The organism is Litchfieldia alkalitelluris, from assembly GCF_002019645.1.
GTDB lineage: Bacteria > Bacillota > Bacilli > Bacillales > Bacillaceae_L > Litchfieldia > Litchfieldia alkalitelluris.
Map to the genome: position 1 here is coordinate 3,958,208 of NZ_KV917374.1, position 21,556 is coordinate 3,979,763.

Genomic DNA, 21,556 nt, shown 5'->3' on the forward strand with positions numbered 1-21,556 from the left:
TGAAGGTGATTATGAAAAATTTTCTAATTAAAATGTTATTTTTTCTGTCGACTCTACTTTCTCTAACGCCTGCTCAAAGTCCTTTATTAAATCCTCTGCACTTTCTAATCCCACTGAGAATCTCAATAGACCATCTGTAATCCCCCGTTTATACCTTTCTTCACGAGGCATAGCGGCATGAGACATCTTGGCTGGATAAGAAAGAATAGATTCAACAGCACCTAAACTAACCGCAAACACAGGAATTTTCACATTTTCCACAAAGATTCTAGTAGATTGTTCATCTTTAAGCCTGAAAGATAATACAGCTCCTGGTCCATCTGCTTGACCTTTTTGGATTTCAAAACCAGGGTGCGAAGATAAACCTGGATAATATACTTTTTCTATGGCAGAGTGCTTGGTTAGCCAATTCGCAATCTCAAGGGCTGATTTAGATGATTGTTCTAATCGTACAAATAACGTTTTCATCCCCCTTAATACGAGCCATGCGTCCTGAACACCTAAGACCGCTCCAAACGAATTTTGAAGCTTATAGAGACGGTTCCCTAATTCTTCATCTTTGACAACAGCTAAACCTGCTAAAACATCACTATGTCCTGCTAAAAATTTAGTAGCACTGTGTAATACAACATCTACACCTAAATCTAATGGTCTTTGAAGTGCAGGAGTTAAAAAGGTGTTATCTACAAAGGTTAAACAGTTATTAGCTTTTGCTAATTTAACAATTCCATCAATATCAGTCACTTTTAATAAAGGATTAGACGGAGTCTCCATATAAATTAGTTTTGTATTTGGTTGAATGTTAGTTGCCACTTCATGCAAATTGGTCATATCAACAAAGGTATAGGTTATACCAAAGCGATTCAGTACATCAGTAACCATACGGTATGTTCCACCGTACACATCTTCAGTGATAAGTATATGATCACCTTGAGATAGTAACAGAAAAGCAGTTGATATGGCTGCCATTCCTGAGGAAAAAGCAAATCCTCTTGTTCCACCTTCTAACTCTGCAATCGCTTCTTCTAAGGCTTGACGAGTTGGATTTCCTGAACGGCTATAGTCAAATTCACCAAACTCATCAAAGCTCGCTTGATGAAAAGTAGACGCATGTTGAATCGGGACACTTACAGCACCCGTTTTTTGATCAAATTTATGCTTATTATGAAGTAAATTCGTTTGAATTGAGTAGTTTGATTCAGTCATTTTTTCCCTCCTGTACCTTTTGTAGTGCTTGAGATAAATCTGATATGATGTCTTCCACATGCTCAACACCAACAGAAAATCTTAATAATCTGTTACATACTCCATTCTTTATCCGAATCTCTTCAGGAATATCCATATGTGTTTGTGTCGCAGGATAAGTGATAAAGCTCTCAATTCCTCCTAGACTTTCAGCAAATGAAATAACGTTTAGATTTTGAAGAAAAGAGTTTACCCAACTTTCTTCCTTGATTCTGAAAGAAAGCATACCGCCTTTTCCTGGGTATAATACATCAATGATATCTTCATGCGATTCCAGGTATTCTGCAATTCGAATCGCATTTTCCTGATGCTGTCTCATTCTTAAAGATAGAGTTTTCATCCCACGAATAAGTAGCCAAGAATCAAATGGGGATAAAACCCCTCCACTCGCATTATGATGATGACCTATTTGTTCACAAAGTTTTTCATCTCTTGCTACAACTAAGCCAGCTAAAACATCATTATGACCACCTAGATATTTGGTTGCACTATGAATGACAATGTCTGCGCCTAAATCTAGAGGTCTTTGAATGATTGGTGTATAAAAAGTATTATCCACAATCAATAATAAGCTGTGTTTTTTCGCGATCTCTGCTACAAATTCTATGTCTGTTTCCTGCATGAGTGGGTTTGTTGGTGTTTCCAGGAATATTGCTTTTGTTGAAGGAGTAATTAATGATTCAACCTCCTCTTTATCTCTAAAACTACAATATTGAAAGGATATACCAAACTTCTTCCAACCTTGCTCAAATAAACGGTATGTACCACCATATAAATCTGAAGATACGATTAAATCATCGCCCTGCTCAAACAGAGACATGATTGTATGAATAGCCGCCATGCCCGAACTAAAAGCAAATCCCCTTGTACCGTTTTCTAAAGTAGCAATAGCGTCTTCAACGATTTTTCTTGTTGGGTTTCCTGTGCGTACATAATCAAAGCCTGTTGATTGACCAATCCCTTCATGACGGTAAGCCGTTGAAAAATATACAGGTGGATTCACCGTTCCAGTTACAGTTTCACTACGATTTCCTATTTGGGCTAGTGTGGTTTCGATATTTTGTTTACTCAAGGTGTAAACCTCCAATTGATAGATTTTGTGAATTTTTTGTCGGTGTTTAAGGCTAGAGTTAAAAAACTATTACAATTACTCGTTTACAAGAAAGAGCGCCGAGCTTTCGCCTCGTTTGTTTTCTTGTAGGGAATTGTTACCAACAAAAAAAGCCTTCTGTAAGAAGAAGACTTTAGGATAATTGGGCCTCTCCTTATCTTTCGAACAGAAATCATTCGCTGGATTTAGCACCTGATAACGAGTATGCTGAAGTCCCGTTGTTACGCTCGGTTGTGAAAAAAATTTCTGTTAGAATTTTTTTCACAACTAGGGGGGACTCGGTAAGGTCTTTTGGTTATTTAGAAAATAGGTTTTGAGTTTGGTAGACTTGAAATGAAGTGTTGAGGTTGTATTTAGGTATTTTAGCTCATTCTGGTGAAATTAGGAATTTCACCAGACATTCAGCAAAGCTGAATGCTCCGCGAGTAAAGTGAATTCTCTTACGAAAACGAGTTTTCGACGAGGATTCACTTTACTCGCGGGATGAGCTAAAATCAACTCTCAAACGTTTTACCAAGTCATACATCAAAAGCTATTGGCTAAGAAAGACCTCGCCTCGTTGGTCGGTTGCTGAAGCTTCATAGGGCCAGTCCCTCCGCTTCTCTTGATAAGTTTCAAATATTTAGTTAATTAGAATATTAAAGCAGTTTTCACTAATTTAACTCATTAACGTTTGTTTTGCAAGGGTTATTTTAGTTTTTGTATGTCTTCGATGATTTCTTCAAAGGGAGTTGCTGCTACTGCGTCGTATTGTTTAAGTACGGTTCCTCTTTGGTTAATTAAATAAATAGATGTGCTGTGAATAAATTGGTCTGATTCGTCAATTCGTGCAGCTGGTGATAGAAACGAGGTATTTGCAAAGCTTTCAATCTCATCCTGGGTGTAACCTGTTAAGAACTGCCAGTTTGAGAAATCTGCATCCATTTCTTCCCCAAACGTTCTTAATACTTCAGTTGTATCATTTTCAGGGTCTATACTGAACGAGATAAGTTCTATATCTTGTATACCTGCTTCCTTTAGTTGTGTTTGTAGTTTTGACATTGTTGCCGTCATTGGTGAACAGACTGTCTCACAATTGGTGAAGATAAAGCTTGCTAGCCAAACTTTTCCTTCAAGATTTTTTAAGGTAAATGGTTCATTATTTTGATTGACTGCTTCAATATCACCCGTGCTTAGATTCATTGGAAAGCTTTGTTCAATTTCTTCAATAGAGGGTTTTGGTGAACAAGCTGTTATAAATAACAGGACTATTATTGATAGTAAGATCGATTTAATGTTCATTATGTTTTTCCTTTCTATAGAAAGAAGTGCCGAGACTCTCGACACTTCTTTTCTAAATAATAAGTTTTACTTAGCACTTGCAGTTGAAGTTTCAATAAATGTAAGATCAATCAAGTTAGCGAAATCTGGTTTTTCTTTAAGGAATTTCAAGTCATGAGATGAATTTGCAAATTGTTGAATAACCTCTGAGTCTACAGATGTAATATAGTTAATTTTTTCCCATGCCATTTCAACCACTTCTTGATCAAGATCTTGCTTTGTAATTTCTTTAATGCTATTAATTGTGATTTCAATTGATTCTTCTTCATTTTCATTAATGAATGTTACTGCTTTATCATGTGCTTTTACAATGCTTTCAATGATCGTACGGTCTTCTTCAATCGCTTTATTACTTGTTACTAAGATTGTATTTGGTAATGTCTTACCGAATGAAATGTCATTTGAATCAACAATGATTTTTGCACCATGATCTTTTACTAATTGTGATGCCCATGGTTCAGGTACTGCAGCTAAATCTACTTTACCTGATTCAAACATTGCACCATATTGTGCGGGATTCCCTGTTAAATGCTTTAATGTTCCACCAATACGTGATGATGTAATTCCATAATCTTTTAGGAATGTTTCCATTTGTACATCATGTGTACAACCTACTCCTGGTGTAATAAATGTTTTTCCTTCGATATCTTCAATCGTTTCAATTCCGCTGTCTCCACGAGCTACAATATGAGTTCCGCCAGAAGATGCTCCAGCAATAATTTTAACATCTGCACCGTTTGTGTAGTTATTCATGACAGGTCCTGGCCCTACTAGCCCAGCATGAATTTCACCTGTTTTTAATGCTGTCATAAATGCCCCACCATCTGGAAATGTAAGATATTTAATTTCCACATCTTCACCAAGCGCTTCTGTAAAATACCCTTTTTCACGAGCTATCATTGCAGGTGCGTGATCAATGTTTGGGAAGTATCCAATAATTACTTCCTTCTTTTCAGATGATGCATTATCGCTTCCTGTTCCACATCCTGCAAGAATTCCTGTTATTAATAATACGAAGATACTAAAATAGCCTAATTTTCTTTTCATTTTTATTTCCCCCGTTTTCTCTTTTTAATTTTCAAGTCCCCAACGTTTGATCACATTACGCTCAATTCGTTGAAATACAAATAAATCCATAATTGAACCAACTGTTCCAATTATAATCATTACGCCTATTACCATTGACATGTTTCCAAAGTCGGAAGCAAATCTTAATGTATAACCTAATCCTGGCCCAGTACTTAACAGTTCTCCAGCCATCAGTGCTCTCCAACCGAAAGCCCATGCAAGCTTCAAACCTGTTACTGCATATGGAATCGATGCTGGAAAAATGACTCGTTTGAATAAATCGAACCCGCTTGATCCCATCGTTTGAGCTGCTTTTATATAAAGTGGGTTTACATTTTTGATACCCACCCTCATATTAATTGTCATAACAAAGGTTGCCCCTAAGACAATAATGAAGATAACAGCTATTTCATTCATTCCAAACCACATAATCGCAATAGGAAGCCAGACAATACTCGGTACACTTTGTAAAGCTAATACTAACGTTCCTAACGTTTCATCGGCAGTTTTGGACTTTGCTAAAAGAACCCCTAAAGCAGCACCAAGTGAAACACCAATGGCTAAGCCTACAAAAAGACGTTTAAAGCTCGCTTGTAAATCATACACTAATGTCATATCCGCAAATCCTCTATATAGTTCAAGGAATACCCTTGAAGCTGCAGGCATCAGTGATTCAGAAACCCCACTAACTCTAACAGATACCTCCCAAATCATTAAAAGACTTGCAAAGAAAAGAATTCGTTTAATTGCTCGCATATGAAAGTTCCTCATTTACCACTTTTTCTATTTCTTTTTCTAGTAATTTCATAATCCTTTTCTCGAGTTCAATCGACTCTTCACTAGAATGCCTTCTCGGTCTTGGGAGGTCGACCTTAATTTCTTCAAGAATTGTTCCTGGTCTAGTTCCCATGACGAGGATGCGATCAGATAATTTAATTGATTCCTGTATACTATGAGTAACAAATAGAATAGTCTTTTTAGTTTCTAACCAAATTTTTTCAAGCTCATTATGAAGCCTTGATCTCGTCTGTTCATCGAGTGCACCAAATGGTTCATCCATTAATAATACGGTCGGATTCATTGCTAACGCTCTAGCAATCGCAACACGTTGTTGCATTCCTCCTGATAACTCATGGGGAGAATGACCAAGATAATTACTTAGCTGTACCATTGACAAATATTTTTGTGCGATATCCTTTGCTTCCTTTTTATTAAATTCCTTTTTTAAAGGAAACATGACATTTTCCTCTACTGAAAGCCATGGGAAAAGGGCTGCCTGTTGAAAAACCATTCCTCTTTCTTTTCCTGGCTTTTTTATTTGTTCACCTTGGAGTAATATCTCTCCACTTGTTGGTTTGACTAGTCCAGCAACCATAGATAATAAAGTGGATTTACCGCATCCAGAGGGGCCTAAAATCGAAACAAATTCCCCTTCGTTAACTGTTACATTTATATCAAGTAGCACATCTGTTACTACCTTTTGATTTGTATACTGTTTATTTACATCCTTGAATTGTAAAAACATCCCAATTCACCTCTTTCGCATAAATCATATAAGTTTTATCGGATTAATAACATTTATTATATAATGTATGTTGTTTATGTCAATCCTTTACTAAAATGTTTGAATAAACAATAATTGGACTTTAGGCTATAATATAGCTAGAAATAAGCTAATAATGAAACGATGTAAACGGAGGTTAATTATGAAAAACAAAGGAATAATGAAGGAACTTACGGTTAAAAGTAATTTCCTTCATGAACATATAGACTTAATTGTGTATTTACCTAGCAATTTTACACCATTATACAAGTACCAATTGCTTATTGCCCAGGATGGTCAGGATTATTTTAATTTTGGGAAAATTGCTTCGGTTGTAGAAGATTTGTTAGAAAAAGAAGTAATAAACCCCACAATTATTATTGGTATTCCATATCAGGATACATATGATCGCAAAAATAAGTATCATATCGATGGGGACAAACATAACGAGTATATACGTTTTTTAGGAGAAGAACTTGTCCCTTTTCTTGATAAAGAATTTCCTACCTTTCAAGTAGGTTCTTCGCGAATACTAATCGGTGACTCACTAGGTGCAACCGTTTCTTTACTTTCTGCATTATCGTATCCGAATAGCTTTGGAAAGATCATCCTACAATCTCCATTTGTTAATGATAAAATCATCGAAAAGATACGTGATTTTAAAGAGTCGTATTTAATTGAGATTCATCATACAATAGGGAAAAATGAGGAGAATGTATTAACTACAGATCAAAAGGTAATAGATTTCTTATCTTCGAACAGAGCGCTACAACAAGCTCTTAAGGAGAAAACTTTTAGAACCACTTATTCAGAGGATAACGGAAATCATACTTGGACATATTGGCAAAGTGAACTTCCTGAGTTACTAAGAAAAACACTTTCCATATAGTTCTTTTTGGTTAGTAGTATTTTATGTATCTTGTTTAAACATTATCAATCATTGTTTGGTATAATAAAAATACGTATTTAAAAACAATAATTGTTTTTCAATTAGGAGGAGTTATTAATGAAATTTGGTATCGCTTACTTTCCTTCCAAGAAACTACAGGATCTTGCGAATTCTTTTCGTATGAGGTATGATCCACACTATGCGTTAATTCCACCCCATGTAACATTGAAGAACCCTTTCGAAGCTTCCGATGAAGAGATAAAATGTATTTCTACAAAATTACATGAAGTAGCCAAAAAACATGATCCCTTCAAACTAGATGTAGTTAAGATTAGTTCTTTTTATCCAGTGAATAACGTTATTTATTTTAAAATCGATCCAAGTATAGAGCTTCAACAATTACACGAATCACTTCATAGCGGATATTTTGAAGACAACTCGGATTATGCTTTTGTACCACATATAACCATTGGACAAAAGCTATCAGATGATGAACATTCAGATGTGTTAAGTCAACTTAGAATGCTCGATATACAACATGATGAGAAATTAGATCGTTTTCACTTGTTATATCAACTAGAAAACGGATCATGGACTGTTTATGAAACATTTCAGCTAGGAAAGGATTGCTAAAAACTGTGAAAGTAATGATTGCAACAAATGAAAATGAATTAAAGGATGCATTTGCTGTACGTAGAGAGGTTTTTGTATCTGAACAACAGGTTCCTGAGGAACTTGAGATTGATGAATTTGATGATACAGCGACACACATTGTATTATATGATAATGAGTCACCTGTTGGTGCCGGAAGATTCCGTATCATTGATGGTATCGGTAAAGCTGAACGCATTTGTGTTCTTGCCTCACATAGAAAGCATGGGGCAGGCAGATTAATTATGGATAAAATTGAGGATGCTGCAAAAGAACAAGAGTTACATAAACTTAAGCTCAACGCTCAAACTCATGCAGAACCCTTTTATCTTCGACTTGGATATAAAACCGTTTCAGATGTTTTCATGGATGCCGGAATACCACATGTGACAATGATAAAGGAACTTTAATTGCTAAAAAGGCTTTAATGATTGTTTGACGTAATACCATGAAACCATTAGAAGCAGGAACTAGCCCAGCCCCCTAAGGTTCTAATACGACGGCTGCTCGGTATCACCTTAAAGAGTATATATTTAGTGATTACATCAGGCAAAGCTTTAATCTAGAGACAACCCATAATTCTTGGGTTGTCTCTTTAACTTTAGTGATAAAAGAAGATAAAAATGCTCATCCTATACTAAAGAGGTGATGAGATGGTGGAGTACGTCGGGATAGCAACCGATTTAATCATTGGTTTTATTAGTTTGTTAATTATTACAAAGATTATGGGAAAAACACAAATAACACAAATTACACCATTTGATTTTATCTCTGCACTCATATTAGGTGAATTGGTAGGAAATGCTGTTTATGCTGAAGAAACTGGGGTTGGCCAAATTATATTTGCTGTGGTGGTATGGGGAAGTTTGATTTTTACTGTTGAGATAATCACACAGAAATTTAGACGTACACGCTCTTTCTTAGAAGGAAGACCCAAAATTGTTGTAGATAAAGGACAAATTGACCGCGAAGCGTTAAAAAAATCAAAACTAGATTTAAATCAGCTATTACATTTACTTCGTGGCAAAGGTGTTTTTTCAATCCGGGAAGTGGAGTATGCTATTCTAGAGAATGATGGTTCGATTAGTGTTCTGAAAAAGGCCCCTTATTCCCCTCCTACTAGAAAGGATACGAATATTAAAGGTCCTCTTATTTGTTTACCTATTACACTAATAAGTGATGGTGAGGTTATTTGGGAGAATCTAAAAAGTATCGGGTATAATGAGGATTGGTTGAAAGGCCATATTCAATCATTGGGTATAACTAGTTATAAAGATATATTTTATGCAGAATGGAAAGAAGGCGAAGGTTTTTATGCACAAAAACCTTAACCTTCTTTTTCTGTTGTCAAAGCTTTAAGGTAATGTTAAATTTTCTTATCGATTTTGAATCCTTTACCCGTTAAGTGGCTATCGAATGAATTGCGTTCTTTTTTTGCTGAATCTGACAATGCATATTTATGAAGATGTCTATTGTTGTAGTTTTGCGGGTTGAACTTTGAAGTTAATGAGGTTTCCTTTACTGGTGTGATATTGAATTTTCTTGGTTTTACAGGAATCATTCGGTTTGCATATTGTGTATATTGTACATTTTGGATTGGTACAATATAACCCATTTTATCATCCCTTTCAGCTTTTTAATTACTACCCTAAAAAACATCTTAGGTTGCGATGTTCAATCGCTGCGATCCACTCTCGCTTTCCGCGGGGCGGTTCGTGAGCCTCCCTCGTCGCTTCCTGAGCTCCTGCGGGGTCTCACGCTGACCGCATATCCCGCTGGAGTCGAGTGACTCTCCGCGCATTCTACACTAAAGAGTAAACATTTTCATTCTCCATGGGGCGATATAATTATTTAGCATGGATGTCTACCCTGAAAATACCTCGGTCAGAGAGTTCCAATTCCCTTACTAATGCCAAAAGCCCTACAAAGGGAATGAAAAGCGTGGTTTCATTCCCTTTCTCATGCCAAAAGCCATCCAAAGGGAATGAAAAGCGTGGTTTCATTCCCTTTCTCATGCCAAAAACCATCCAAAGGGAATGAAAAGCGTGGTTTCATTCCCTTTCTCATGCCAAAAGCAGTCAAGTCCTGATTATTGTGTAAAATTCTTATACAATGTTTTCAACAACTTTTTAGTGATTTATTGTTTTATCCCCATACATTTTTTTTTGCGAATTCTTCCATGGTTTTTTGTTTGCATATCCAGGAAAGGTTGTCAAAGGCACTTCACTTTGACAGCCTTTCCTGGATATGCGATTATTCCATAATGGAAGGTTCAAAAAACAACTAATGCATTAACGATTTTCTTTTAGCGTAAATAGACTCTTGATATTCCATTAATATTGCACCTATCAATCTAAAAGCAGATTGTGTATTTGGGAATATACGAATAACTCTTTCTCTTCGACGCACCTCTTGATTTAAGCGTTCAAGAGAATTAGTGCTTCGTATGTGTGGACGTATTTTTTCTGGATAATTCATGTACTGAATGGTATCTTCGAAACCATCTTCTAAGATAGCTAAAGCCTTCTCATACTTTGAGTTGTTTCCAAATTGGCTTATCAGTTCATCTTTGAATATTCGAATGTCTTCAATAGTAATGGCTTCAAAGATACGCTTAACCATCATACGTACATCAGTTGAATCTTTCTTTGGTAGCTTATTAAAAATATTACGTTTAAAATGTACGTTGCATCTTTGCCAGCAAGTTCCTACAAATTCACGTTGTATGGCCTTTTGTAGTCCTTTATGAGCATCTGATATCACTAGTTGTGGGGATTGAAGCCCGCGTGATTTAAGCTGTTGTAAAAAGCGGCTCCAACACTCATAATCCTCTTCATGATCTACGCTTAAACCTAGTATTTCACGTGTATTCTTTTCAGTTATAGCTGTAGCAATATAAACTGCTTTTGATACGACCTTGTGATGTTCACGGACTTTAATATACATGGCATCTACAAAGAGGTATGGATAGTATCTTGTGTTTAAAGGACGATTAGCCCAACCTTTTACAATTGGATCAAGCTTCTCTGTGAGGGAGGAAACAAACGATTTTGATACAGCTTCACCACAAAGTTGTTCAACAATCTGAGTAACCTTTCGAGTAGATACACCATTAATAACCATTTCTAACATAGAGATGACAAGAGCTTGATCACATCGTGCGTATTTTTCAAATACGGATGTAGAAAACTCACCATTACGAGTCCTTGGTACTTTAAGAGTTATTCTACCAATGTTCAAGATTAACTCACGTTCATAGTAGCCATTTCGATAATCACGGCGATCTTCAGAGCGTTCATAGGGAGATACACGTAAATAATCATTTCTTTCTTTCTCCATTACCTCATTTAAAACTAGAACAACAGCAGACTTAATAACTGCATCAATATCCGAATTCATTACTGATTCTTTTAAAACTTCCAAATCTAGGTTAAACTGTAAGTGGGTCATTATTATTCCTCTTTTCATTGTTTATCGTAGCTGAAAACATTGTAGCCAAGAGTGAATAATATGAACCCTTTTTCTTTTTACACAATTATACGGACTTAATCCCAAAAGCTATCCAAAGGGAATGAAAAGCGTGGTTTCATTCCCTTTCTCATGCCAAAAGCCATCCAAAGGGAATGAAAAGCGTGGTTTCATTCCCTTTCTCAAGCACAAAGCCTTTGAAAGGGAATGAAAGATATTCAAGACCGAAAGATCAGTAGTTGTCTAGTTGCTTTCCGCTCATTCCACACTGAGGAGGAAACATTTTTTCTTACACCATGGTGCGAAATAGTTATTAAGCATGGATGTCTACCCAGACAATATCCTGCCAAATCCACTACTTTAATTATAGCTTAAAGTCAATTCTTCCCACCAGTAATAGAACTCCATATCTTGGGAATTGATATTCTTTCTTCTCCTATAGGCTGTGATTTGTTATGATAGAACCTGATTCATTTTTTGGCTTTTCCCTTAGGGAAAGTTTTATAAACAAGATTTTTTAAGGAGATGCCTCATGCAAAAAGCATTATTAGATGGAAAAATGTTAGATTTAAACATATATCCAAGAGAACAATTTCAATATTTATATGAGGCAGGGATACATAACAAACTAACTTGTGGATGCTGCGGAGAAAAGCTCAAACTGTATTTAGGAATTCACAAACAACCATATTTTTATCACTTATTAACTTCTGATTCATCAACATGTAATAATTATATGGAAGATGATGTTGAACAACCAGAAAGAGTAATAAATACAAAGATGGAAGATCAAACTATCGAGCTTAACGGTTTTACTCTTCCTAAGTCACGAAGTATTCAGTCAGTTATTGAGAAAGATCCAAAAATAGGTTGGAAATCACCCAAGGAATTAGGTCCATTATCCCCATTTTCTGAAAATACAGTCCCGACAGAAGAACAGTACAGCATGTCTATCTCCCTAGATTTTAACCAATTTGATGCAGTTACAACGCCCTCTGGTCCATTGCTTATTCTAGCAGGTGCTGGGAGTGGGAAAACAAGAGTTCTTACTTCTAGAACAGCTTTTTTACTTAGAGAGCAAGGTGTGGACCCTAAAACAATTATGCTTGTAACCTTTACTGCAAAAGCAGCAAAAGAGATGAAAGATCGACTTTCAAAGTTCACAGGGATTTCACAACAGCAAATTCAATCTTTAATTACCGGAACCTTTCATAGTATTTTTTATAAAATTGTTTCATTTCATCAACCAACAAAATGGAATAGTCATAATCTATTAAAATGGGATTATCAAAAAGAACAAATAATCAAAGAAGCTGCAAGAGAATTAGAACTAGATGAAAAGCAGTTTGCTTTTGACCAAGCCTTGCAATTAATTGGTTTGTGGAAAAACACATTACTAATACCCAATATAGTGAAACCTAAGGATCAATGGGAAGAACGTGTTCAGTACATGTATAAACATTATGAAAAGAGAAAAAATGAGCGGGGGCTATTTGATTTTGATGACATGTTAGTTGGATGTTATCAACTTTTCTTAGATGATCCTGAACTATTAAAGAAATATCAGGATCGTTTTAGCCATTTTTTGATAGATGAGTATCAAGATATAAATAAAGTCCAATATGAAACGATTAAATTGCTAACTGGATCTTCAAAGAATCTATGTGTTGTAGGTGATGATGATCAAGCCATTTATGCTTTTAGAGGTAGTGATCCAACATTTATGCTTAAATTTGAGCAAGACTTTCCAGACGTAAAAGTTGTTACTCTGTCTCAAAATTATCGTTCATCTCATGGTATAGTAGATTCTGCCAATAAAGTAATAGCTAATAATAAGGAAAGACGGATAAAGAAAATGCTGGCTTCTTTTACTAATGGACAAGCTCCTTTCTGTTTTTTCCCATATGATGAAGAAGAAGAAGCTACAGTCGTTGTTACTGATATAAAAGAGAAGATTCAGCAAGGGGCTAGCCCTTCAGATTTTGCCATTTTATTCCGAACTCATACTGCATCACGAGCTATTTTTGAGAGGTTAACACAATCAAATCTACCCTTCCATATTGAGCAAGACAGTGAATCATTTTATCAACGTCGCATGGTTAGAGGTGCACTTGCCTACCTTCAATTAAGTATTGATTCTAATGATACTCAAGCAATGACACACGTGATTACAACACTTTTCTTAAAACAAAAAATCATGAACGATCTCAAAGCGATTAGTATCTTAGAGGATTGTACACTAACTGATGCCCTTGGAAGTATTAAAGATATCCATCCCTTTCAACAAAAAAAGCTTAAAAAAATCGTTCCATTATTTAGTTTGTTAAAGACCATGAATCCTTTATCAGCAATTGAAATGATTGAAAAAGAAATGGGGTTTGGAGATTTTATTAAAAAGAGTGGGAATGAAGGAAATTCCATTGAAAAAGGATCTGATGATTTACGTGATTTAAAAGTAGTTGCAAGGAAATTCAAACATGTTCATGAATTATTAGAACATGTGAATCATATGACAGCAATGAATAAAGAAATGAAACAATTAAGTAAGCAGTTTAGAGAAGCAATACAATTATCTACAATTCACCGTTCAAAGGGGCTAGAGTACAAACATGTTTATTTACTAGGAGCAGTGGAAGGTTGCCTCCCCCATGATTTTGCTCTGGATTCTTTAAGAAACGGTGATAAAGCTCCAATTGAGGAAGAACGACGCCTTCTCTATGTAGCAATGACACGTGCTGAACAATCTCTATCCATTTCTGTCCCTAACATGCGTAGAAACAAAACTGCAAAGCCATCTAGGTTTATTAAAGATCTAATAAAGAAGTATTAGTACAAAAAAAGTGAGTGCCTTTTGGCTATCCCTAAATAGAGGCGGAGAGTAATAAAAGGGATCTTACTTCCGTCGGTTGGGTTTGTAGATATCGAGAGGCTAGTTACTGAAGGAGCTAGATAGTAAAACTTATATACTTTCTCTTAACGTGACACAAAAATCTGTCCCATATCATTGATTCCGTTTAAATAACAGAATCTATTGATATGGGACAGTTTTTATTTATTTCTTATTTAACATCTTTGCAATTGTACCGAAATCGAGTTTTTGATCTCCACTTACAATTGAGTTAACAATTTTATCTTCCATTTGTTTAGGTACTGGTTTATTCGCGATTTGACTAACTCTTTGAACAATAGAACGGACTGTCTTTTCATCCTTGAAGTTAGCATTTTGTACAGAGTTTGCAAGTTCAAAAACATCTTTCATATTTACACCAGTTTTTTGCTCAATATTTTTAAATAAATTATTATCCATTACAGCAGCCTCCTTACATTCTAATATATCTTATGAAAATAGGATGCAATTCGTGAGGCATTAACTTAAAAATGTACGATTTAAATCCTTAAATCCCTATTCCTTGAATTTAGATTCAAGTCCCTTTTGTTTTTTAGCTAGCCACTTATCGACTCTTTCGAAACGATTTTCAAAATCCGATTCAAAGCTTGCAGCTTGTTTTTCAAGTTTTGCTAAATTTTTATCTGTTTTTTGTGTCCACTTTTCAATTTCTGATTTTAATTCTTCATGATCACTGTATCGGTTATTAAAAAAATCTTCCATCTCTTTATTTAATCTTTGCATATGCATAAATATCCTTGCCTCCTTACCAATAATCTATGACAATGAGTTTATTCTTGTAACAGCAAAAACCCCTTTCAAATTATGAAGGGGACTTTTTTTGTCAGTTTAGTTTGTCGTTGTATAAATCAACACTTAGTTTATTTTCATGATCAATTTGAACTAAGAAAACTTCCTTGGAGGTTAAACCTTTTTTCTTTAGTTCTTCGTTTAACCATCCTCGATTTAATCCAATTGAGTTTAATGATTCATCTTGTATTTTCCCATCAATAATCACTGTTTTTGGTTCTCTATGGTTAAAAACCTCTTGATGAGTATCACCATACGTTAATGGTTGTTTTTCTTTTTTTAATAAAAAGCTTAAATTTCCGCAGGGTTCTAACATAGCCGTTTCTATATCTTTAATGTTAAAGACTTGGCTTTTTCGAAGCTGTGATAACAATTCATCAGCTGTGAACTTTTCCTTTTTCAAATTCTCTTCTAGGATTTTACCATCCTTAATAAAAAGGGTTGGTTTTCCTTCAATAAATTCCTGGAATTTTCTTGAACGAATTAAGAAAAACGATATAATGACTGGGACAGCCGACCATATAAGGATACTGACAATGCCATTTGTAATATTTAAATCTGTATCCATAGATAATGTTCCAGCAATGTCACCGATTGTAATTCCAGCAATATACTCAAAAAATGAAAGCTTAGAGAGCTGTTTTTTACCTAATAGCTTGGTGATAAAGAATAAACCAAAAATAATGCATACCGATCTAATGACTACTTCTAGTGCTTCTGGAATATTCATTCGCCTCCAATGCGAGAAAGGATAACAATAGAAGTGAAGTTATCCCTTCGGTTTGAATAATAGCGCTCCAATAAAACCAAAAATAATTGCTGCAGATATACCAGAACTTGTCACTTCAAACATCCCTGTTAACACTCCAATAATCCCGTGTTTTTCCGCTTCTTGAAGCGCACCATGAACAAGTGAGTTACCAAAGCTTGTGATTGGAATTGTAGCACCAGCACCAGCGAACTCAATTAATGGTTCATATAAACCAAAACCGTCTAATATTGCACCTACAACTACCAAACTGCTTAAAGTATGCCCAGGGGTCAATTTAAACACATCAAACATGACTTGTCCTATTACGCAAATTACTCCACCAACAACAAACGCCCAAAAAAATGATATGAACATTCTTTCTCGCCTCCAGTATTAATCCGCACTTTGTATGATTCCACCCGAGTAATTTTAAGATTACTCTTAGGTTTGTTCATTACTGAGTTTTATTATTTTTTTCATTTGACTATCTAATTTCTTGTTATCACTTATTTTATTTTTTTCTAAATTGCTTTTTATTTTTTCAGTTTCAATAAAAATCTTCAAATCACTAGATGCATTAGTCTCGTGGTTTGGAAATTCTTTTTTAAGTTGTTTATTTATTTTAGCTTCTACTTGTTTTGTTCTTAATTTAGCAAATTGTTTCAACTTATAGCCGATTAATAATTGGTCATCATTATTTACAGCCACAACCTCAACAACTTCATCTAAGGCCAATAACTTCTGCTCCGCTCTTTTTGACTCTTTCTGGTCTTTTGTTAATGAATTAATTTGGTACGCTTCCATATTGTTTTCACCTTCGGAACGTTGTTGATTCGCGCAACCTGGTAATAGAACAGACAGTATTATTACCATAAAAACAACTGACCTCTTCATATAATCAATCCAATCTTTATTTTTTAGAATCATGAAATGTTTTTACTTTTCCTAAGCTCTACAAAAAAATAATAAATGGAATATATATAAATGTATTACAACATTTATCATAAGTAATTTGCTCCTAAATTATTATTTACTGTTTTTTCCATTTTAGGTTACTTCACTATTCCTAAACATGTTAACTTTCATAGACTATCTAGAGCTATTGAAAGGAGAATTACAATGAAAAATACAAATCAACAATGGTCAACACTTCCCTATGCAGGTGAACAGAAGCCTCCTTCAAACCCTGAAGAACCTGGGGCTGGCTCTTGGGCTACTCATTTTATACAATTACAAGATGATTATCTTTTCACCAAAAAGAATGGAGATCCTATTCACTTTCAAATCAAAGATCCTCAATTGATTGATTTCACTAAGGAATTAGGAATTGTTGAAAACACTTTGAATCAGTTAACTGATACGCAAATCGATCAAGCAAAATTTTGGGGAACAGGTCCACCTACAAAACAGATCATTCCTATTCTTGATAAATTGATCGATACTTATCAGGTACCCGCTCCAAGAGCAGCCCGGATCCTTGCAGCAGTTTTAGCTGCAATCAATGATACATTTGTGGTGACATGGTTTTTAAAATTTAAATATGATGTTGCACGTCCAAATCAGGTTAATCCTTCATTTGAAACTCTTTTATGTACTCCAAGACATCCTAGTTATCCTTCTGGACATGCAACGATTGCTGGATGCACTGAGGTTGTTTTATCTTATTTTTTCCCAGGTGAAGCAAAAAGATTAAAAGAAATTTCAAAGGAATGTGCAGATTCTAGACTTTATGCAGGTGTCCATTATCCAATCGATAATATTGAAGGCCTAAGATTAGGCAGACAAATGGGAAGAATTGTTGTGGCAGAACTCAAAAAAGAATATGAAACAAAGAATAAAACGATTGATAAGCCTTATACTCGAAATTTAAAAGCCATAACAGCTCCGCCACCATATGAACAGGTTATTCCATACCCATATAAAAACAACTGTGATTCACTCTTACTAGAAAACAACAAAGAGCAACCAAGTCATGCTCAGCCTTTATCTAAGCCTCGCCTTTATATTAAATAAAAAACAGGCACCTTTGCCTGTTTTTTCACTAAAATATTTAAGACTCCTCGTTATCTCCGTTTTTTTCCACAGCCACATCCTTTTTTTCTTCTTCTACTTGGCTTTGACGATTTAGGAATTAACTTTTCAGAGGAAACCTTATTTTCTTTTTTCTCCATATTCAATCCTCCATAATTATTGTTACCATATTCTATGTTACCTCTGAATGAGCGGTTCCATTTTTGGACTAGATTAGACATTAATCAAGATGTTTACTTACGAAAACTTCTATAATTGAAGAAAGGCCTGCAACTGCTAAGACAACAATCACAAATGAAGTAAACGGATTTAGTATAAACCACAAACCATATAAGACTACAGTACACCAAATTCCAGTACACCAATAACAACTTAATAGTTCACCTATCCATGCTCGCAATCCTGTACCTTTTATTTCAATAAACGTGACTAATTCACCATTTTCGTTCTCTTCCTCAACTTCGTGGTGAAATGGTCGCCTAATGAACTCAGTAATCCGGTCAAACACAATTAACCGTGTTAGCCTAAAGGAAGCTAAACCAAGCATAAAAAAGTCTAACCAGCTATACACCAATTTGTCTCTCTCCTTTAAACTCTCCATCTATTAGGCTACTAATAGAAATCAAGTTCCCTCTTGTTTATAGAACTCTATTATTGTTAAAAGCCTTTATTTATTATATTTAGAGAAACCTATATTAGTCCTTAATTCACTCTAATGAATTCGTTTGTTTTTTACTAGTTGGGAGGACGTCCCATTCCCTTTGTACTAACCTTGAATAAAGTATCGTAGGGAGGTGAGGTGTATGATGGATAAAAAATTACTTGAATCGATTTCAAATAAGGTACTAGAACAATCTGTAAATGATCTTCTAGGAAAGAAAAAACAAACCGAGAAGAAAAAGTCTTTAAAAGCTGAGTTAAATAAATTAATGGAGGAACTCAAAGATCAGAGTTTTAAGTAAATATAATTATTACCCTGAAAATGTGTGTTTGACCAAGGTTGAATGCCCCTACCAAATTCTGGGGTAGATGCATTTAATAGGAGTATAAACAGAAAGGAGGATTTTTCAATGAGTAAAGATAAAGTTAGTGCTTTAGACTCTTGCTGTAACAAAAAAGATGAAGAAACTGTGCTTCAATCAGCAGACCAAGTAAACAAGACAGTTCAACAATCATTCGAATCCATTCATATTTACGACTCTTGTGATATTACTGTAGACACAACTGATACTAAGGTGGCTGTTTCTCTTCAAGCTGCATTACAGGTGGCAATTGCTCTTGTTATTAGTATTGCGATTGGAGATGACGTTAAAGCAGATGCTATTACACAAGAATTATTACAAACTTCTAAAATTAAACAGTCAAATAAGCAAAAATTAGTCATTGATAATTCAAGAAAAGTAAAAGTTAAAACATCTGATACTGATGTCGCTGTATCAATTCAAGTACTGTTACAAGTTCTAGTAGCTTTAGTTGCACAAATTGACATTGAGTGATATCAACGGGCACCTTAGTAATTTGCTAGGTGCTCTTTAATTTTTCAAATTGTTTTTTCTTTTATGGGGAAATTGCCCCTTACTAAAAATGCAATTTTGCATAGGGTATAGTGATACTTTAGCAAAGAGGTGAGTTTATGAGTAAAAATAAAGATCAATTAACAGGGATATCCTCAAAATTAATGGAAGTTTTTGTTTCAGATGTTCTTAAAAAGAACAATATTTCGAAAGAAAATACTAAAAAAGTCTCTCCCGAACAAAAGCAAAAACTGCAAGAAGTGGTTGCAGATTTACAAAAGCAAGTTGACGAATTTCTTGCTGGTAATGTAAATAAAGAGGTTTCTGAAGAAAAGATTGAAGAGCTTGAACAAGAGATCGAACCAACAGCGAAAAGAAGCACATTACGAGACAAGTTTAAAAATAAACTCAATGACCAATAACACTAAAAAATGTGCATATTACCGAGGACAAATACACTATACAAAATCCAAGCAACTAACATCTAATAAAGTATAACTGAAAGGAGGAACTAAATAATGGCAGACAAACCTAAACAATATAAATGGCAAGCACTTGATGAATCATGTGATCATCCAACAGTTGATGCAGAAAACTTTGAACCACAAGAGAGATTCGAGGATAATGAAGTTGATGCGCTTGTAGAACAAGAAGCAACACAAGAAAACAAAATATTCCAAGGTTCTGAAGAGGTAATTATCATTAAAGACTCTTGCAATATTGAGGTTGATACAACTGACACACAGGTGGCTGTTTCATTACAGGCAGCACTACAGGTAGCGATTGCAATTGTTATTCGATTGACGATTGCAAACGATATTACAGCAGACACAATTACACAAGACTTACTTCAATCTTCTAAAACAAAACAATCAAACTTCCAGGAATTAGTCATTAAGAATTCACGTGACGTTAAAGTAAAGACTACTGATACCGATATTTCTGTATCATTACAATTACTTCTTCAACTACTAGTAGCACTTGTTGCTCAAGTTGAAGTTGCATAACTACTATAAAGCATGAGAGTGTTGATCTGATAAGGTCTAACACTCTCATTTTTTATTATTTTATAATTTCATTTACGAGAACTCTTTATCAAATTTCATTCTGATTATACGAATCAACAGGCAGTTGAACGATTATTAAGTAGCTCCGATCACGTGAAGGAAATGAAAAAACGTTTAGACGTTTAGACTTTAAGATCCAAGCGTTTTTTCATTGTTATTATCTTGTTTACTTAAACCGATTTTAATGAACCAAGTCAATACCTTCCTGTCTGAGTAAAAATTCTTCTATGAACAAACTTTTTTATGTCCCAAAATTACCAAACATCATCATTCCAATAACGAAAATACAAACGACAAACAAAACTAACATACCTAGAGAAGAAATAGATAAAGTGATTGTTTTTAACCGCCCTTTCACACTAATAAGTGCTGTTAAAAACGAACCGAGTAAGAGAAATAATAATAACAATAAGTCAAAGGAGTCTGGTAACGGATTTAAAACTTGTGGAGTAATAAAACTTAAAATTATAAAAGTAATTATCAATAACAATGAGATTAACCCAGATATTTTTTCATCTATTACCCCTTCTCTCTCTCAAGTAAAATCAATCATATAAAATTTTTGCCTACTGGAGATAATGTGCCGATCTCTATGTAGATTATTAAGAATATCAACATTCTTTCTTATACTCTGTTAGATTAATATATACCTCTCACGCATTCCATCATTATTTTAACATAAAATACATTTAACACTTGATAATAACTGTTGTCATTATTTTAGTTAAGCTGCTTTTTTATATGCTATTATCCTATTATCTTGGAGAAAAAAGAGACCAAATCATCTGGGATTTGGACTCTTCATTAGTGTGTTATTACGTATGTTTCTCCACCTGAATACATAATTCAACGGTTCTTTTGTTTAGATCCATGAAAATGGTCGACGTGGTGGTGTATCATCATCTGAATCCACATCTACATCTACTTCAACAGTTGCATCGTCACCAGCCACCGTATTTACTTCAACATCTACATCAATGTCGTCTTCTTGTTGAACTCTACCTAACCAAGGGTCCCAGCGACCTTTTGTTTTCCCCTCATCAGCAATGATTACTTCATTGGCATGAATAATAATCTTATCAACATGAATCTCTTTTGGTTTACGCTTTGCCATTTGTAAGAACCTCCTATGGATAAAAGTTTAATCGGTCTATTGTATGCATGAATCCATAAGACGTATAGGCTCTTTTCTTATTATGGA

General features: G+C 34.8%; 26 protein-coding genes and 1 riboswitch. Of the genes, 10 read left to right on the forward strand and 16 right to left on the reverse strand.

Annotated features, from left to right (window positions below):
• Positions 1 to 27: 27 nt before the first annotated feature.
• From metC to BK579_RS18465, 6 genes are all read right to left on the reverse strand, one after another.
• A complete protein-coding gene (gene metC / locus BK579_RS18440; RefSeq protein WP_078547990.1) occupies positions 28 to 1,206 on the reverse strand; it encodes a cystathionine beta-lyase in 1,179 nt (392 codons plus the stop codon).
• Positions 1,199 to 2,317 carry a methionine biosynthesis PLP-dependent protein gene (locus tag BK579_RS18445; protein WP_139365121.1) on the reverse strand — a complete coding sequence of 373 codons (1,119 nt, stop codon included), beginning with the start codon at positions 2,315 to 2,317 and terminating at the stop codon, positions 1,199 to 1,201. The genes metC and BK579_RS18445 overlap by 8 nt, the downstream gene beginning before the upstream one ends.
• Positions 2,318 to 2,871: 554 nt before the next feature.
• Positions 2,872 to 2,970, reverse strand: a riboswitch (SAM riboswitch).
• A 73-nt stretch (positions 2,971 to 3,043) separates the two neighbouring features.
• The gene (locus BK579_RS18450; RefSeq protein ID WP_078547995.1) at positions 3,044 to 3,637 is read right to left on the reverse strand and encodes an SCO family protein; all 594 of its coding nucleotides are present in this window, start codon (positions 3,635 to 3,637) and stop codon (positions 3,044 to 3,046) included.
• 66 nt (positions 3,638 to 3,703) lie between these two features.
• A complete protein-coding gene (locus BK579_RS18455) occupies positions 3,704 to 4,723 on the reverse strand; it encodes an aliphatic sulfonate ABC transporter substrate-binding protein (protein ID WP_078547998.1) in 1,020 nt (339 codons plus the stop codon).
• A gap of 24 nt (positions 4,724 to 4,747) precedes the next feature.
• A complete protein-coding gene (locus BK579_RS18460) occupies positions 4,748 to 5,500 on the reverse strand; it encodes an ABC transporter permease (protein WP_078548000.1) in 753 nt (250 codons plus the stop codon).
• Positions 5,487 to 6,269, reverse strand: coding sequence for an ABC transporter ATP-binding protein (locus BK579_RS18465; RefSeq protein WP_078548001.1), 783 nt, complete (start codon positions 6,267 to 6,269; stop codon positions 5,487 to 5,489). Before BK579_RS18465 ends, BK579_RS18460 begins: the two co-directional genes overlap by 14 nt.
• A 181-nt stretch (positions 6,270 to 6,450) precedes the next feature.
• Here BK579_RS18465 and BK579_RS18470 point away from each other — a divergent pair, with 181 nt between their 5' ends.
• The 4 genes from BK579_RS18470 (at position 6,451) to BK579_RS18485 (ending at position 9,158) form a co-directional block, all read left to right on the forward strand.
• A complete protein-coding gene (locus BK579_RS18470) occupies positions 6,451 to 7,176 on the forward strand; it encodes an alpha/beta hydrolase (RefSeq protein ID WP_078548003.1) in 726 nt (241 codons plus the stop codon).
• A 117-nt stretch (positions 7,177 to 7,293) separates the two neighbouring features.
• Positions 7,294 to 7,809 (forward strand): YjcG family protein, encoded by a 516-nt coding sequence (locus BK579_RS18475; protein ID WP_078548005.1) that lies wholly within the window; start codon positions 7,294 to 7,296, stop codon positions 7,807 to 7,809.
• 14 nt (positions 7,810 to 7,823) lie between these two features.
• Positions 7,824 to 8,237 (forward strand): GNAT family N-acetyltransferase, encoded by a 414-nt coding sequence (locus BK579_RS18480; protein WP_078550680.1) that lies wholly within the window; start codon positions 7,824 to 7,826, stop codon positions 8,235 to 8,237.
• A 243-nt stretch (positions 8,238 to 8,480) separates the two neighbouring features.
• Positions 8,481 to 9,158, forward strand: a complete 678-nt coding sequence (locus tag BK579_RS18485; RefSeq protein WP_078548006.1) for a DUF421 domain-containing protein — start codon at positions 8,481 to 8,483, stop codon at positions 9,156 to 9,158.
• 35 nt (positions 9,159 to 9,193) lie between these two features.
• On the opposite strand, the gene BK579_RS18490 is transcribed toward BK579_RS18485, so the two are convergent.
• Positions 9,194 to 9,442 (reverse strand): hypothetical protein, encoded by a 249-nt coding sequence (locus BK579_RS18490; protein ID WP_078548008.1) that lies wholly within the window; start codon positions 9,440 to 9,442, stop codon positions 9,194 to 9,196.
• A 668-nt stretch (positions 9,443 to 10,110) separates the two neighbouring features.
• Positions 10,111 to 11,277 carry an IS256 family transposase gene (locus tag BK579_RS18495; protein WP_078544355.1) on the reverse strand — a complete coding sequence of 389 codons (1,167 nt, stop codon included), beginning with the start codon at positions 11,275 to 11,277 and terminating at the stop codon, positions 10,111 to 10,113.
• A gap of 550 nt (positions 11,278 to 11,827) precedes the next feature.
• Here BK579_RS18495 and BK579_RS18500 point away from each other — a divergent pair.
• Entirely contained in the window at positions 11,828 to 14,125 is a 2,298-nt protein-coding gene (locus tag BK579_RS18500; protein WP_078548009.1) for an ATP-dependent helicase, read from the forward strand.
• A 222-nt stretch (positions 14,126 to 14,347) separates the two neighbouring features.
• On the opposite strand, the gene BK579_RS18505 is transcribed toward BK579_RS18500, so the two are convergent.
• From BK579_RS18505 to BK579_RS18525, 5 genes are all read right to left on the reverse strand, one after another.
• Entirely contained in the window at positions 14,348 to 14,602 is a 255-nt protein-coding gene (locus tag BK579_RS18505; RefSeq protein WP_078548011.1) for a sporulation-specific transcription regulator SpoVIF, read from the reverse strand.
• Positions 14,603 to 14,698: 96 nt separating this feature from the next.
• Positions 14,699 to 14,932, reverse strand: a complete 234-nt coding sequence (locus BK579_RS18510) for a hypothetical protein (RefSeq protein WP_078548013.1) — start codon at positions 14,930 to 14,932, stop codon at positions 14,699 to 14,701.
• A gap of 94 nt (positions 14,933 to 15,026) precedes the next feature.
• The gene (locus tag BK579_RS18515; RefSeq protein WP_235848465.1) at positions 15,027 to 15,722 is read right to left on the reverse strand and encodes a DUF421 domain-containing protein; all 696 of its coding nucleotides are present in this window, start codon (positions 15,720 to 15,722) and stop codon (positions 15,027 to 15,029) included.
• Positions 15,723 to 15,761: 39 nt separating this feature from the next.
• Complete coding sequence (gene spoVAE / locus BK579_RS18520) at positions 15,762 to 16,118, reverse strand: stage V sporulation protein AE (protein WP_078548014.1); 357 nt, start codon at positions 16,116 to 16,118, stop codon at positions 15,762 to 15,764.
• 66 nt (positions 16,119 to 16,184) lie between these two features.
• On the reverse strand, positions 16,185 to 16,670 hold the full coding sequence (locus tag BK579_RS18525; protein WP_078548016.1) for a YhcN/YlaJ family sporulation lipoprotein: 486 nt from the start codon (positions 16,668 to 16,670) through the stop codon (positions 16,185 to 16,187).
• Between the two features lie 192 nt (positions 16,671 to 16,862).
• Between BK579_RS18525 and BK579_RS18530 the strand changes: the two genes are divergently transcribed.
• On the forward strand, positions 16,863 to 17,756 hold the full coding sequence (locus tag BK579_RS18530) for a vanadium-dependent haloperoxidase (protein WP_078548018.1): 894 nt from the start codon (positions 16,863 to 16,865) through the stop codon (positions 17,754 to 17,756).
• 238 nt (positions 17,757 to 17,994) lie between these two features.
• Here the strand turns inward: BK579_RS18530 and BK579_RS18535 are convergent, their stop codons facing one another.
• Positions 17,995 to 18,348 (reverse strand): DUF1360 domain-containing protein, encoded by a 354-nt coding sequence (locus BK579_RS18535; protein WP_078548019.1) that lies wholly within the window; start codon positions 18,346 to 18,348, stop codon positions 17,995 to 17,997.
• 229 nt (positions 18,349 to 18,577) lie between these two features.
• Between BK579_RS18535 and BK579_RS25760 the strand changes: the two genes are divergently transcribed.
• The 4 genes from BK579_RS25760 to BK579_RS18550 all read left to right on the forward strand — a co-directional run bounded on the left by BK579_RS25760 (position 18,578) and on the right by BK579_RS18550 (position 20,295).
• Positions 18,578 to 18,736: a hypothetical protein gene (locus tag BK579_RS25760; protein ID WP_169891184.1), complete on the forward strand. Its 159-nt coding sequence runs from the start codon at positions 18,578 to 18,580 to the stop codon at positions 18,734 to 18,736.
• Between the two features lie 108 nt (positions 18,737 to 18,844).
• A complete protein-coding gene (locus tag BK579_RS18540) occupies positions 18,845 to 19,270 on the forward strand; it encodes a spore coat protein (protein WP_078548021.1) in 426 nt (141 codons plus the stop codon).
• 137 nt (positions 19,271 to 19,407) lie between these two features.
• A complete protein-coding gene (locus BK579_RS18545; protein WP_078548023.1) occupies positions 19,408 to 19,710 on the forward strand; it encodes a hypothetical protein in 303 nt (100 codons plus the stop codon).
• 96 nt (positions 19,711 to 19,806) lie between these two features.
• Positions 19,807 to 20,295, forward strand: coding sequence for a spore coat protein (locus BK579_RS18550; protein ID WP_078548025.1), 489 nt, complete (start codon positions 19,807 to 19,809; stop codon positions 20,293 to 20,295).
• A 301-nt stretch (positions 20,296 to 20,596) separates the two neighbouring features.
• Here BK579_RS18550 and BK579_RS18555 read toward each other — a convergent pair whose 3' ends face one another.
• Positions 20,597 to 20,845 carry a histidine kinase gene (locus BK579_RS18555; protein WP_235848466.1) on the reverse strand — a complete coding sequence of 83 codons (249 nt, stop codon included), beginning with the start codon at positions 20,843 to 20,845 and terminating at the stop codon, positions 20,597 to 20,599.
• Positions 20,846 to 21,217: 372 nt separating this feature from the next.
• Positions 21,218 to 21,469, reverse strand: a complete 252-nt coding sequence (locus BK579_RS18560) for a hypothetical protein (RefSeq protein WP_078548029.1) — start codon at positions 21,467 to 21,469, stop codon at positions 21,218 to 21,220.
• Positions 21,470 to 21,556: the final 87 nt, after the last annotated feature.